General features: G+C 67.6%; 9 protein-coding genes and 1 pseudogene. 3 read left to right on the top strand and 7 right to left on the bottom strand.

Annotation, left to right across the window (positions count from 1 at the left end):
• Positions 1-311: 311 nt before the first annotated feature.
• Genes Q4V64_RS39760 through ngcE form a run of 3 tightly spaced genes read right to left on the bottom strand, consistent with a single transcriptional unit; the run spans position 312 to position 3650 of the window.
• Positions 312-1235, bottom strand: coding sequence for a carbohydrate ABC transporter permease (locus Q4V64_RS39760; RefSeq protein WP_124438572.1), 924 nt, complete (start codon positions 1233-1235; stop codon positions 312-314).
• Positions 1236-1239: 4 nt separating this feature from the next.
• Positions 1240-2166 (bottom strand): sugar ABC transporter permease, encoded by a 927-nt coding sequence (locus Q4V64_RS39755; RefSeq protein WP_124438573.1) that lies wholly within the window; start codon positions 2164-2166, stop codon positions 1240-1242.
• Between the two features lie 29 nt (positions 2167-2195).
• On the bottom strand, positions 2196-3650 hold the full coding sequence (gene ngcE, locus Q4V64_RS39750; protein ID WP_124438574.1) for an N-acetylglucosamine/diacetylchitobiose ABC transporter substrate-binding protein: 1455 nt from the start codon (positions 3648-3650) through the stop codon (positions 2196-2198).
• A gap of 432 nt (positions 3651-4082) precedes the next feature.
• On the opposite strand from ngcE, the pseudogene Q4V64_RS39745 reads away from it, so the two are divergent.
• Positions 4083-4623 (top strand): annotated as a pseudogene (locus Q4V64_RS39745) (transposase family protein).
• Positions 4624-4640: 17 nt separating this feature from the next.
• On the opposite strand, the gene Q4V64_RS39740 reads toward Q4V64_RS39745, so the two are convergent.
• Positions 4641-6377 carry a recombinase family protein gene (locus Q4V64_RS39740; protein WP_124438575.1) on the bottom strand — a complete coding sequence of 579 codons (1737 nt, stop codon included), beginning with the start codon at positions 6375-6377 and terminating at the stop codon, positions 4641-4643.
• A gap of 12 nt (positions 6378-6389) precedes the next feature.
• Between Q4V64_RS39740 and Q4V64_RS39735 the strand changes: the two genes are divergently transcribed.
• Together Q4V64_RS39735 and Q4V64_RS39730 are read left to right on the top strand one after the other, a co-directional pair.
• Positions 6390-6590 (top strand): hypothetical protein, encoded by a 201-nt coding sequence (locus Q4V64_RS39735; RefSeq protein WP_124438576.1) that lies wholly within the window; start codon positions 6390-6392, stop codon positions 6588-6590.
• A gap of 21 nt (positions 6591-6611) precedes the next feature.
• Positions 6612-8582, top strand: a complete 1971-nt coding sequence (locus tag Q4V64_RS39730) for an alpha-glucuronidase (protein ID WP_124438577.1) — start codon at positions 6612-6614, stop codon at positions 8580-8582.
• On the opposite strand, the gene Q4V64_RS39725 is transcribed toward Q4V64_RS39730, so the two are convergent.
• The 3 genes from Q4V64_RS39725 to Q4V64_RS39715 all read right to left on the bottom strand — a co-directional run bounded on the left by Q4V64_RS39725 (position 8576) and on the right by Q4V64_RS39715 (position 12995).
• Positions 8576-10588 (bottom strand): beta-galactosidase, encoded by a 2013-nt coding sequence (locus Q4V64_RS39725; protein WP_124438578.1) that lies wholly within the window; start codon positions 10586-10588, stop codon positions 8576-8578. The genes Q4V64_RS39730 and Q4V64_RS39725 overlap by 7 nt on opposite strands.
• Positions 10585-11274 carry a DUF624 domain-containing protein gene (locus Q4V64_RS39720; protein ID WP_124438579.1) on the bottom strand — a complete coding sequence of 230 codons (690 nt, stop codon included), beginning with the start codon at positions 11272-11274 and terminating at the stop codon, positions 10585-10587. The genes Q4V64_RS39725 and Q4V64_RS39720 overlap by 4 nt, the downstream gene beginning before the upstream one ends.
• Positions 11275-11339: 65 nt before the next feature.
• Positions 11340-12995, bottom strand: a complete 1656-nt coding sequence (locus tag Q4V64_RS39715; RefSeq protein ID WP_124438580.1) for an extracellular solute-binding protein — start codon at positions 12993-12995, stop codon at positions 11340-11342.
• Between the last annotated feature and the right edge of the window lie 34 nt (positions 12996-13029).

Genomic DNA, 13029 nt, shown 5'->3' with positions numbered 1-13029 from the left:
CGCCGCGCCTAGGGCCTGTCCGGCGGATCAGGTCGCAGGAAATCGGCGGCGCCCAATGAACGCCGGTGAGCGGGGGCGATGGGGGTGCCCCCGCGCGAGTGTGTTCGAGCGTGGGGGAGCGTCCAGCTGCAAGGCGGAGGAGGCTGTGACATCAGCCGCTGCCGCGGCGGGCGACGCGATGGGGGTCCCCCCGCTCCAGCGAAGCCGAGAGTGGGGGAGGCTAGTGTCACTGCGACCCCGCGTCTGCGGCATGATCCGCCGGACAGGCCCTTAAGCCGGGTGCGGCGCCCCTGCGGGCGGGGGGCCGGGCCCTACTTGAGCGCCCCAGCGGTGAGTCCCTGCACCACCTGTCGCTGGAAGACGATGTACGCGGCGAGCACCGGCAGCATCGCCATGACCAGGCCCGCGAACAGGCCCGACCAGTCACCCTTGTACCCCTGGCTGACCGCGAGCTGCACCAGCCCCTGGGTGAGGACGCGCTTGTCCGGGTCGGTGTTGAGCACCGTCGGCAGCATGTACTGGTTCCACTGCCCGAGGAAGTTGAAGATCCCCACGCTGATCAGGCCGGGCCTGGCCATCGGGAGCATGATCTGGAAGAACGTCCGGGAGTGCGAGGCGCCGTCCACGAAGGCCGCCTCCGCGACCGAGGTCGGCAGGGTGCGGAAGAACGCGGTCAGGAAGAACACCGTGAACGGCAGCGAGTAGGCGATGTAGACCAGGATCAGGCCGTGGATCGTGTTCAGCAGGCCCATGTTGTTCACGACGTAGAACAGCGGGACCAGCGCCAGCATGATCGGGAAGCTCATGCCGCCGATGAACAAGTAGTAGATGAACCGGTTGCCCGGGAAGTCGAAGCGGGCCAGCACATAGGCCGCCATGGAGCCGAGCACCAGCGTGCCGATGAGCGAACCCCCCACCACCAGAATGGTGTTGAGGAAGTAGTCGCTCATGTTGGCCTCGGTCCAGGCCCGCGACCAGTTGTCGAAGTGCAGCTTGTCCGGCAGCGACCAGGGCGAGCCGAAGATGGAGCTGTCGTCCTTGAAGGACGTCATCACAGCCCACAGCAGCGGCAGGACGACCATGATCGCCCAGAGGACCAGGATCCCGTGCGAGAAGACGTTGAGGGTGGTGCCCTCCTTCTTCTCCTTGGGGGGCGGGCCGGCCGGGGCGTCGACCTTGGCGACGGGCGCACCGGATTCGGCCGGTACGGGAGCGGGGGTCTCGGTCGTCTTCATCTGATCAGTACTCCAGCCGCTCGCGCCGGCCCAGCCGCATCACCACGGCGGCGAAGGCCAGCGTGACGACGAGCAGGGCGACGCCGATGGTGGTGGCGTAGGCGGCCTGCCCGTCACGGAACGCCTTCTGGTACACGTACAGGACCATGACGGTGGTCGAGTAGTCGGGACCGCCGGGCCCGGTCGTCATGATCTGTACGACCGCGAACGACTCGGCGCCCAGGGCGAGGATGCCCATGTAGACCCAGCCGGACTGCACGGTGTCCCACAGCAGCGGCAGGGTGATCCGGAAGAAGGTCGTGGCGCGTCCGGCGCCGTCGAGCAGCGCGGCCTCGTACAGGTCCGCCGGGATGGAGGCCATGCCGGCGGAGAACAGCACCACGAAGAAGCCGACCGTGGACCACACCAGCACGGCCATCACGCACCACAGGGCCAGGCTCGGGTCGCCCAGCCACAGCGGCTGGATGCTGTCGAGCCCGATCCCGCGCAGGAACGAGTTGATGGCACCGCTGTCCGGGTTGTACGCGAAAGCGAACAGCAGAGCGACGATCGCGATCGAGAGCACCTGCGGGAAGAAGTAGACGATCTTGTAGAAGGAAGAGCCCCGGACACCGGAAATGACCGGGCCGCCCTTCCTTCTCCGGCCGCCGACATTGATCATGAAGGCGAAGAACAGCGCCAGACTGATCGTCACCAGCGGCAGCAGGACCGCGAACATCAAGCTGTGCTGCAAGGACTTCCAGAAGATCTCGTCGTCCAGCATCCTCCGGTAATTGTCCAGGCCGACCATCTTGAATTCGGGGCTCAGGCCGGTCCAGTCCGTGAACGAGTAGTAGATGGACTGGATGAAAGGCCAGACCACGAAGAGCGCATACAGTCCCAGGGGCAAGGACAAAAACCCCACGATGAACCGGTATTTGCCGTGCTGCATCGCTTCTCCGGTGCCGTGAGAATTGCCGGTTACTGGTGCTTGTAGTGCTTGATCGACGTGTCCTTGGCGGTCTCGTCGGCGAAGGCCTGGATCTTCTTGATGGCCTCGGCCGGAGTGAGACGGCCGGCCATCATCTCGCCGAGGCCGGACACACCGATCTTCTCTTTCTGCAACTGCACGTACCAGTCCTGCATACGCGGATTCACCACGTTGTCGCCGGCCTTTTCCAGCGCCGCGACTCCGGATTTGAGACCGGGAGTGAGGGTGATGCCGTCGGTGCCGCCGTTGTAGGCGGTGAGCGACTTGACCTTGCTGGTGAAGTTCTTCGAGGACGCCTCGCTGAGCATGATGCGCAGCTGCTCCATGCCGCCGGTGCCGTTCTTCGCCTTGGCCGGGACGATGAAGGGCTCACCGCCGGAGGCCCAGATGGTGCCGAAGGGCAGCTTGTCGGAGGAGTCGATGCCGGTGGGCGCGGAGACGGCCAGGTCGAAGTCCTTCGGGATGACGTTCGCCGACTCGTTCTCCACCCAGGAGCCGTTCGGGATGAACAGCGCCTTGCCCTTGGCCCACGCGGTCTGGGACTGGATGTGGTCCAGACCGGGGGTGCCCCTGAGGACGTAACCCTTCTTGTAGAGCTCGTAGTAGGCCTCGAAACACGCCTTGACCGCCGGGTGCTTCCAGGCGTTCGGCTCCAGGTTGTCGATGGCGTCGAGGACCTCGGCGCCGCCCACCTTGCCGATCATCGGGTAGAGCGAGAAGGGCAGGTAGTACGGGTATTTACCCGCGTACGTCCAGCCCGCCATGCCCTTCTTCCTGGCCTTCTCGCAGACCGCCAGCATCTGGTCCCAGGTCTCGGGGTACTGCTCGTCCAGCGAGTCCAGGGCCTTCTGCGAGTACCAGACGCCGTACACCGTGTAGGCGTAGTACATGATCCAGACCGGGTCGCCGTCCAGCTGGCCCATCTCCACGATGCCGGGGCGCAGCGTGTCGCGGACCTTCTTGTTCGGGTCGTCGTAGGACGGGGCGTCGAGGAGCGGGGTGAGGTCGGCGAGCTGGCTCTTGCCGGCCAGGACGCCCATGTCCATCTGCTCGGCGCCGGAGTTGTCGATGAGGTCGGGCGGGGTGCCCTGGTTGAAGCGCGGCTGCAGGGTGGACTGGATCTTCTGGGTGGCCGAGAACTTCACCTTGACCTTGGGGAAGTTCTTCTCGTAGATCTTCACGGCGTCCTCGGCGTACTCCTTGCCGAAGCCGCCGTCGAACAGGACGAATTCCATCCCCGCGGTCTCGTTCACGCCGAGCGGGTTCTTCGCGGTCTTCGCGCCCGCCTTGGCCTTGTCGCCGCTGTCGTCGCCGCCACTGCTGGCGCACGCGGACAGGAAACTCATGGTGGGGACGGAGATCAGGCCCAGCGCGGCGGACCGCTTGATCAGATCGCGGCGGCCTACACCACCGGTGCCGTTGTTCTCGGCGGAAGTGGATCCCATGCTCAAGTCCTCGCCTTCTCCAGGACTCAGGCGGTGAACCGGATCTTTCCCGGCACCGCGGTCAGGTCAAGCAGGGTCGTGCAGAAAAGTGGATCATGAAGTGGAGCGTGACGTGCGGATCGTGTGAAGTGCCGACAGGTATAGTCCATTTATCGGTGCCGGAGCAAGATCGAATGCAAGGTTGGCCGCGGGTCTTTTCCGAGTTGAGACCTCGCGGAAATATGAGCGGCCTGTGCGTCGCGCGCCGGAAAAATCCGTGACATAAAGCCCGAATGCCACAGGCGACACACTTGACATCACTGCACGCTTGAATCACATCTGGCTCTTTCAGCGTGGCCACTGATCCTGATGGCGTCGGTGTCCGCAACGGACAAGGCTCCCGTGCCGTTGAGGGAGGTGTTCGAAGTCTCAACCACCGGCACAGGAGCCCTGTTGGTTCCCTATCCTGCCGCATTCGACCTGCCCCATGCCCTGGTCGAGTGGGTCACCATGCTCATCGTCACCCGCGAGGGTGACTGGCACCGCTCACGCCTACACCACCGCGATGATCAGCCTGCTCGCCGACCGTGCACCGGGCCTGCTCAAGGTGCCGCGCGAGACCGATCCCAACTACGTCCTCCTTAGGGCCGGCTGCTGTGGATCCCGCCCACGCCTCCCGGCCGAGCGCACGACCTGACCGCAGCCCGCACCCACCGGATCATCCGGATCTGCGAACGCCAAGGCGTCCCGGTCCTCGCCGACCGCGCCCGCATGTGAGCCGGCCCGTGGGAGACGCCCTCAGAGACGCCCGCCCGGCCGCGACCTCACGCCAACCCAGCAAGCCGTCAACCGCGCGCTGTCCGCAGCGCTGGCGCCGGTCGAGCGCGGCGTTGCACGACTGAAGTCGTGGCGGATCTTCCGCGGGGCGTGGTGCAGCCCGAACCGCCTGTCGTCAATCTCCGCCGCCATCCTCACCCTGGAGCGGCAACGCTGAAAGAGCTCAGTAAGTGACTACGCCACCAGGTCCAGCTCCTCCGTGAGCTTGTGCCACTCGATGACCACCCGCTGGTGGATCGGCTCCGCCACCCTGGTCCGTGCCAGTGGCTTGATCGTGATGCACTTGACCCAGAGCTTCACGAACTCCCGCTTCTCCTCCAGTGTCTGGCGTGACCACCAGCTCCCCTCCCCCACTGGGTCCTGGGCCCACGCCTGCCACTGGTGGAGGGGGAGCTTGGGATCCTCAGCGGCCTCCAGCTCCGCCATGCGCTTGTCCAGGGTCTCGAGCCGGTCGGCCAGGCCCGCCTCCGACTTGAGGAACCTCCGGCGCCCAACCTCCGTCCGGAAGCCTCCGGCATCCCGTTCGTCGTACAACTCCTCGAGGTCTTGGCGGAGCTCTGCACGTTCTGTCAGGACGGCCGATCGTTCTCCGGCCGTCTCGGGGTTCTCCTGGGTCCTCGCATACCGTCTGGTGACCTCCACGAGGACCAGAGCGGCCTCCTCATCGTCCTCAGCGGCCCGGATGAGAGCGAAGATGCGGCTGGCCACGTAGTCGTCCAGGGCGTCCATGGAGATGACCACCGCGCCCTTGTGGACGTCCGTGACGCCCTGGCCCCGGGTGCACCGGTAGGCCCGCTGGCCCTCCGGGTACGTCTTGGTGGGTGGGAACCGGGTCTGCCCGAACGTGGCCCCGCAGAGGCAGCGTCCGACCCCCAGGCCGGACAGGAGGGAGCCTCCTCGGGCGTTGCCCTTGGCGCCCTTTCGGTCCTGGAGCCAATCCTGGACGCGCCAGAAGTCTGCCGGATCGATGACGGGGTCCCAGAGTCGGATGGGTTGGCCCTCCTCATCTCGGAGGATGCGGTACCCGGTCACCTTCCGGCCCTTGCCTTCCTTGTCGTACACCGACTCAGCGGCGAACCCGATGAACCGGGGATCTTGGAGGATGCGCGCGACCGTCTTCCGGTCCCACTGACTGCCTGCCCGTTCTTTCCCGACTTTTGCTCCGCGAGTGGGGATGGAGAGGCGGTTCATGTTGGTGGTGACGCCGGAGATGGATCCGGGGTGGAACTTCATGTACCCAGGGTCATAGGGCTTGTCCATGTAGTCGACGACAGGGCCGAACACGTGGGACGCGACTACGGTGCACTCTTCCGTGTTGGGGCGGAGCTTCTTGATCACCAGGGAGCGGGTCTTTCCGTCCTCACCAACCCTGGTCACAACCTCCTCATAGGTCTCGAAGCCGTAGGGAGCAGGGCCGGACCAGCCGCCCAGCTCCTTGGCGGTGGCCTTGGCGCGCTTGACCGCAATGGACTTGTTCTTGGACTCCTGGTGTGCCGCATCCAACCGGAAAATCAGGTGGATGAGGTCCATGATGTTGTCCCGCTTGAACGTGCCCTCCGTGATGCTCACGATGGTCACGCCCATGTTCAGGAGTTCCATCACGACGGGGAGCGAGTCAGCGACCTCCAGGCGGGAGAACCGCGAGACGTAGTACACGATGATCACGTTGAGGCGGCCCGTCCGACAGTCCGCGATCATGCGGTCGAAGTCGGGCCGCTCCTCGCCGGAGAACGCGCTGATTCCCAGGTCCTCATACGTGGCGATGCGAGCGGCGTTCATCATTCGCGCACGGCTCACTCCCTCTTTGAGCTGGTCCTCCGTGGAGATCTCGCTCTTGTTCCCCCGCCTGGAGGACTGACGTCCGTATACCCCGGCGTGAATGTCCATGCCGGTGACCACCCCTAGCCTCATGCCCCAGATGATATGCCCCGTGGGGGCTACGCCTTACCGACCCTCAGGACAGGCCTCAGCAAACCGTACGGCTGCCGCGGCGGCCTCGCGGAGTCCTTCGCGTGGGACCGACAAACACGTGCGTTCTCGGTGAGGGCCCCGGGTAACTACGAGAAGTACCGTCTGGTCGTCGACGGCGAGGCGGTGGTGTCCGAGGTCGAACTGCTCGCCTGAGCAGCCGAGTTGGGGGGTCTCATGCCGCTTCCCGTGCCCGTCCCGCCCGAGGGTGTCGACCCGGCCTGGCTGCCGTCGGCGGCCTTCCGGGCGATCGGCGGCCGCCGGACCCTGATCCGAGGATCGGGCCCGCTGGTGGAGACGGTCCACGGGGAAGTGGCGGACGCTTGCGCCCGGTTCGGTGGTCGTGTAGTTCGCGACGCCGAGCCGGGCGCTCCTTCGTACGACCTGGTGCTGGAGCTGACGGGCACCGATGACACCGAGGCGTTCACGTACGAGCGCGAGGGCGGCAGTACGACGGTCACCGCGTCGGGACAGGCCGGGCTCCTGTACGGGTTCTTCCATGTCGTACGGTTCGGCGAGGACGCCTTCACGGGTGAGCGCCCGCAGGAGGTACACCGTCCGGCACTGGCGCTGCGGATGCTGGACCACTGGGACAACGTGGCCATGCACCCGGTCATGGGGCAGGTGGAGCGCGGATACGCCGGCGGGTCGCTGTTCTGGCGGGACGGGCGGGCGCGCGGCGACCTGGAGCGGGTGCGGGCGTACGGCAGGCTGCTGGCCGCCTGTGGAATCAACGCCGTGGCGGTGAACAACGTCAACGTGCACGAGACCGAGGCACACCTGCTCACGGACCGGATCGGCGAAGTCGCCGAGATCGCGGGCGCGTTGCGGCCGTACGGCATCAGGACACACCTGTCGGTGAGCTTCGCCGCGCCCATGGTGCTCGGCGGGCTGGACACGGCCGATCCGCTCGACGCATCGGTGCGCGCCTGGTGGGCCGAGACCACGCGGCGGGTGTACGAGGAGATCGAGGACTTCGGCGGTTACGTCGTCAAGGCGGACTCCGAGGGCCGGCCGGGGCCGTTCGCGTACGGCCGCAGCCACGCCGACGGGGCGAACACGCTGGCCGCCGCGCTCGCACCGTACGGCGGCACCGTCCACTGGCGGGCCTTCGTCTACAACCACCGCCAGGACTGGCGGGACCGGTCGACCGACCGGGCCCGGGCCGCGTACGACCACTTCGTGCCGCTGGACGGCCGGTTCGCTTCCAACGCCGTGCTCCAGGTGAAGCACGGGCCGATGGACTTCCAGGTACGGGAGCCGGTGTCCCCGCTGATCGGGGCGATGCCGCGCACGCGGCTGGCGGTGGAGATGCAGGCCACGCAGGAGTACACCGGGCAGCAGCGGCATGTCTGCTGGCTGGGGCCCATGTGGAGCGAGGTGCTGCGGTTCCGGCCGGACGGGGAGGCGAGCGTCGGGGAGCTGGCGGGCGGGCTCGTGGCCGTGTCCAATGTCGGCGACGACCCGTTCTGGACCGGGCATCCGCTGGCCCAGGCGAACCTCTACACCTTCGGGCGGCTGGCCTGGCAGCCGGACGCGGATCCGGACGGCGTTCTCGACGAGTGGATCCGGCTCACCTTCGGGACGGGTCCGGCGGCGGGGCTGCACGCCGTGCTCGACGGTTCCTGGCGGACGTACGAGAAGTACACCGCCCCGCTCGGGGTGGGCTTCATGGTGCAGCCGGGGCACCACTACGGGCCGAGCGTGGACGGATACGAGTACAGCCCGTGGGGGACCTATCACTTCGCCGACCGGGACGGGGTCGGGGTCGATCGCAGCTGCTCCACCGGCACCGGGTACGCGGGGCAGTACGCCAAGCCGTGGGCCGAGCTGTACGAGTCGCCGGACACCTGCCCCGACGAGCTGCTGCTGTTCTTCCACCACGTGTCGTACGGGCACATGCTGAAGAGTGGGAAGACGGTGATCCAGCACATCTACGACACGCACTTCGAGGGCGTGGCGGAGGTGGAGGAGGCCCGGGAGGTATGGGCGTCGCTGGCGGGCCTGGTCGATCCGGCGCGCCACGCGCGGGTTGCGGAGCGGTTCGAGGAACAGCTCCGCAGTGCCCGCGAATGGCGCGATCAGGTCAACAGCTACTTCTTTCGCAAGTCGGGGGTGCCGGACGCATACCGCCGCACCATCTACTGAAGGCGCAGGATCGCCGTGCCCAGCGGATCGAGGGTCAGGGGTTCGCCCTCCTCGACCCGCTTGCCGGTCAGCAGGTCGGTGGCGGTGGTGTGGGCGGTCAGGCGGGCCGGCTCGGGGGCGTGGTTGAGGAGGAAGAGGAGTCGAGTGCCGTCGGCGGTGACGCGGGTCGCGGTCTCCAGGCCCGGGTGCTCGGTGTACGGGCCGATCAGGTCGTGGCGGGCCAGGACACGCCGTACCACCTGGTCGACACCTGACTGGTCGAGAGCTGTGGCGACGTACCAGCCCTCGCCGTCGCCGTAGCGGTTCCTGGTCACGGCGGGGGTGCCCGCGTAGAAGTCGGTGCCGTACGTGGCGACCGGCTCGGCGCCTCGGGGCAGCACGATCTCGAAGACGAGCCGTGCCTGAGCCTCCAGCTCGGGGACGGTCTGGACGAACTCCGGCGGGCGGGAGTCCCATTCGTCGACGCGGACGCCCATGAGGGGGGCGAGCGGGCCGGGCACGTCGGTGAGGAAGGCTCGGTCGTGTTCGTCGACGCGGCCCGAGAGGAAGGTGGTGAGGACGGTGCCGCCGCGTGCGGCGACGGCTTCGAGGCGGGTGGCCAGGTCGCCCTTGATCATGTGGAGGGCGGGGGCGAGGACCACGTCGTAGGGGGTGAGGTCGGCGGTCTGCGGGATCACGTCGACGTCGGCGCCGGCCTCGCGGGCGGCCCGGTAGTAGGCGTGGACCACCTCCTGGTACTTGACCAGCCGGGAGGGGCCGTCGGAGATCTCCAGGGCCCACCAGCTGTCCCAGTCGAAGACCAGGGCGGTGCGGGCGGGGGTCCGGGCGCCGAGGGTGCTGGAGCCCAGGAGCTCCAATTCCCGTCCCAGCTCGGCGACTTCCCGGAAGACACGGGTGTCGTCGCGGCCCGCGTGGCCGATGACCGCCCCGTGGTACTTCTCGCAGGCTCCGCGCGAGGCGCGCATCTGGAAGTAGAGCGCGGCGTCGGCTCCGTGGGCGATCGCCTGGAAGGTGGCGAGGCGCAACTCCCCCGGCCTGCGCAGCGGGTTGACGTCACGGCAGGCGGTCGTGGACGGGGTCTGCTCCATCAGCCAGAAGGGGGCGCCGTCCTTCAGGCCGCGCATCAGGTCGTGGGCGAGGGCGGGCCAGGTCGGCGGGGCGTCGAGGGGCGGGTAGCTGTCCCAGGAGGCGAAGTCGAGGTGAGGCGCCCAGCGGTGGTAGTCGAGGGGGCGAAACATGCCCATGAAGTTGGTGGTGACGGGCGTGTCCGGGTCATGGGCGCGGATCACCTCCTTCTCGGCGAGGAAGCAGCCGAGCAGGGCGTCGGTGGTGAAGCGGAAGTAGTCGAGAGTGGTGCCCTGGAAGGCGGTGTGGTCGGGGCCGCGCCAGTGTTCGGTGAGGGCGTTCGGGGGCTCGATCTCTTCCCAGGCGGTGTAGCCGTGGGACCAGAAGGTGGTGCACCAGGCGTCGTTGAGGGCGTCGAGGGTGGCGTACTTGTCCCGGAGCCATTCCCTGAACGCCTCGGCGCACAGGTCGCAGTAACAGGTGCCGCCGTACTCGTTGTTGATGTGCCAGGCGAGCAACGCCGGGTGCTGTGCGTACCGTTCGGCGAGCCGACCGGCCATCTGCGTCGCGAGGCGGCGGTACGCCGGTGAGCTGGGGCAGAAGTTGTGGCGCTGGCCGTAGCGGTGGCGGCGGCCCTCGAAGTCGGTGCGGTTCACGTCGGGGTACTTCTTCGCGAGCCAGGGCGGGAGGGCGGCGGTTCCGGTGGCCAGGCACACCTGGCGGCCCTCGGCGGCGGCCCGGTCGAGGACGCGGTCCAGGATCGTGAAGTCGTAGGTCTCCTCGGCCGGTTGGGTGAGGGACCAGGAGAAGACGCCGACGGTGAGGGTGTCGATGCCGGCCCGGGTGAACAGGCGGTGGTCCTCGTCCCAGACCGGCTCCGGCCACTGCTCCGGGTTGTAGTCACCGCCGTACGGGATCTTGGGGGTACCGGGCACGGTCATGCGGTGAAGTCCTCCTGGGTCTCGGCGATCACCGGGCGGCTACTGTGCAGCAGGGAGAGCAGCAGCGGGGCGGCCAGCAGGGCGGGCAGGGCCTCGGTGAGCAGGGCGGTCAGTCCGGCCGCCAGGACGAGCAGCGAGGCGGCGCCCAGGGTGGCGCGGCCGTGCCGGAGCAGGAAGTGGCCGGACAGGCGGGCGGTGTCGCGGGCGCGGAAGGAGAACAGGGAGGTGAGCACGAGCGCGTGCGCGCCCCACAGCAGGGAGCCGGCTCCGACGGCCGCGAGCAGCACCGCCCACCAGCCGGGCAGCCCGGTGGCGGAGAAGTGGGTCAGGGTGAAGGCGATGACGGTCAGCCAGGCGAGCAGCGGCCCCCACAGCTTCAGGGACGGTACGGCGTTCAGGCGCCAGCCGCGCCAGTAGGTGCGGGCCGGGTGCAGGTCGGTGAGGTCGCGGTCGCGGTGGTGGAGGGCGTACAGCGCGGCGGACAGGGCCGGGCCGAGGGGCAGCAGGCATACGGCGGCCAGGGGGAGGTTGGAGGCGTCGGGCTCCAACAGCGACAGCCCGGCCAGGCCCGGTGCGGCGGCGACGAGCAGCAGCGCCTCGACGGTGACCAGGGTGTGGATCAGGGCGGCGGCCCGGGAGAGGGGGCCGCCGCCGAAGGCGGTGGAGGTGGGTGCGGGTGTGCTCATCACGGCTCCGTTCCGAGCGGCCGCCGTTCGTCCCACCGCGTCGGCGCCTCCTCCTCGACCACGGATCACCCGTTCTCCTTCTTGTAGCGGTCGTGGGCCTTGTTGTGGAGGTCGACGAGCTGGTCCATGTTCTTCGCCTTCAACTCGGTGACGTACGCGTCCCATTCGGACAGCGGGCGCTTGCCGAGGGCGAACTTGAGGGTGTTCTGGGTGACGTGGTCCCGCAGCGGTGTGTCCCAGAGCGTCGCCTGTTCCTGCTCGACGGACTGGAGCGGGTGGGCCGGATCGACGGGCAGCTCCGTGCGCTGGGCCATGGCGTCCTGGAACTTCTTCTCGTCCGGGCTGAAATTGGAGGAGACCAGCGCCCAGCTGCCGCCGTAGGTGAAGACGCCGTTGAAGAAGCCGTAGTCCTTCTGCAGGTCCTTCGGGGCGTCCGGGTCGGACCCCATGAGGCTGATGCCGGGCTTCAGCTGGAACCGGCCGCCGGACTCGGTGTACGTGACGCCCTCGACGCCCCACTTGGAGAACTTCTGGCCCTCGTCCGAGTACCACAGCCAGTCCACGAACTGCATCATCGCGACGAAGCTGTCGCTCTTGAGCGCCTTGCTGGAGATCATCACGCCGTTCTCCAGGCGGGTGCCGCCCAGCACCACCGGGCCCGCCGGTCCCAGCGGCACCGGCACCATCTCTATCTTCGCGCCCTCGACCTGCTTCTCCAGGTTGTAGCGGTAGTTCTGCACCAGCTCCTGCGGGTTGGCGCTGATCGCGAAGGACTTCTCGCCGAGCAGCTTCTGCACGGCCGCGTCGTCGGTCTGGGTGAAGCTCTCCGGGTCCATCAGCTTCTCGGCGACCAGTTTTCTCACGTACTCGACCATCTGGCGATAGCCGTCCGTCGCGCCGGTGAAGACGAACTCCTGCGCCTTGGTGTCGAAGCTGATGTTGTTGTACGTCCAGCCCGCCTGGACGCCGTACGCCTGGCCGAGGTAGCTGAGCAGGGCCGCCACGGGGAACGGGGTGTTGGTGCTCCAGCGGTCGGAGAAGGGGTAGCGGTCGGGGTACTCCTCCTTGATCGCCTTGAAGACGGTGTACACCTCGTCCCAGTTGGTGGGCAGGGACAGGCCCAGCTTGTCGAGGACGTCCGTGCGGAAGGACATCGAGTACCCGGACTTGGGCCTCTCGTGCAGGCCGGGCAGCAGGTAGTACTTGCCGTCGGACTGCCGGATCGAGTCGAGCTCGGGCTCCAGGCGCCACTGCTTCACCTTCGCCTGGAAGTTCGGCATCAGGTGCACGTAGTCGCTCACCGCCAGGATCGCGCCCGACGACACGAACGCGACCTCCGCCGGGTGGTAGGTCTTGGGGATCAGGAACGGGGCGTCGCCCGCGCCGATGAGGACGCTGCGCTTCTTCTCGTAGTCCACCAGGGGGACGTCGACCGGCTTGAGGGTCACACCGGTGCGCTTGGTGACTTCCTTCCAGAACAGCCAGCTGTCCTTCATCGGATAGACCGGGTTGTTGTTGTGCAGGACCGAGAAGGACAGTGGCTTGGCGGCCTTGAACTGCTGGCCGGCGCGGTACTCCTTCATCGCACCGTTCCGCTTCTTCGACAGGTCCTTGCTGTCCCCGCCGTCGTCGCCGCTGCCGCAGCCGGTGAGGGTGGCGAGGCCTATGAAGCCTGCGGCGGAGAGGATCTGGCGCCGCGACAGCTGCCCTGTGTTCTTCAACGGAGACTCCTTTGTTCCGTAGCGGATATGAGGG

The organism is Streptomyces sp. NL15-2K, assembly GCF_030551255.1.
Classification (GTDB): Bacteria; Actinomycetota; Actinomycetes; order Streptomycetales; family Streptomycetaceae; genus Streptomyces.
Note: the sequence above shows the minus strand (reverse complement) of the source record. Positions and strands in the feature narration are given on the sequence as shown.

Coding starts and splice junctions, on each gene's coding strand:
- Q4V64_RS39760 (WP_124438572.1), bottom strand. CDS start 1,235: ATGAAGACGACCGAGACCCCCGCTCCCGTACCGGCCGAATCCGGTGCG.
- Q4V64_RS39755 (WP_124438573.1), bottom strand. CDS start 2,166: ATGCAGCACGGCAAATACCGGTTCATCGTGGGGTTTTTGTCCTTGCCC.
- ngcE (WP_124438574.1), bottom strand. CDS start 3,650: ATGGGATCCACTTCCGCCGAGAACAACGGCACCGGTGGTGTAGGCCGC.
- Q4V64_RS39740 (WP_124438575.1), bottom strand. CDS start 6,377: ATGAGGCTAGGGGTGGTCACCGGCATGGACATTCACGCCGGGGTATAC.
- Q4V64_RS39735 (WP_124438576.1), top strand. CDS start 6,390: ATGCCCCGTGGGGGCTACGCCTTACCGACCCTCAGGACAGGCCTCAGC.
- Q4V64_RS39730 (WP_124438577.1), top strand. CDS start 6,612: ATGCCGCTTCCCGTGCCCGTCCCGCCCGAGGGTGTCGACCCGGCCTGG.
- Q4V64_RS39725 (WP_124438578.1), bottom strand. CDS start 10,588: ATGACCGTGCCCGGTACCCCCAAGATCCCGTACGGCGGTGACTACAAC.
- Q4V64_RS39720 (WP_124438579.1), bottom strand. CDS start 11,274: ATGAGCACACCCGCACCCACCTCCACCGCCTTCGGCGGCGGCCCCCTC.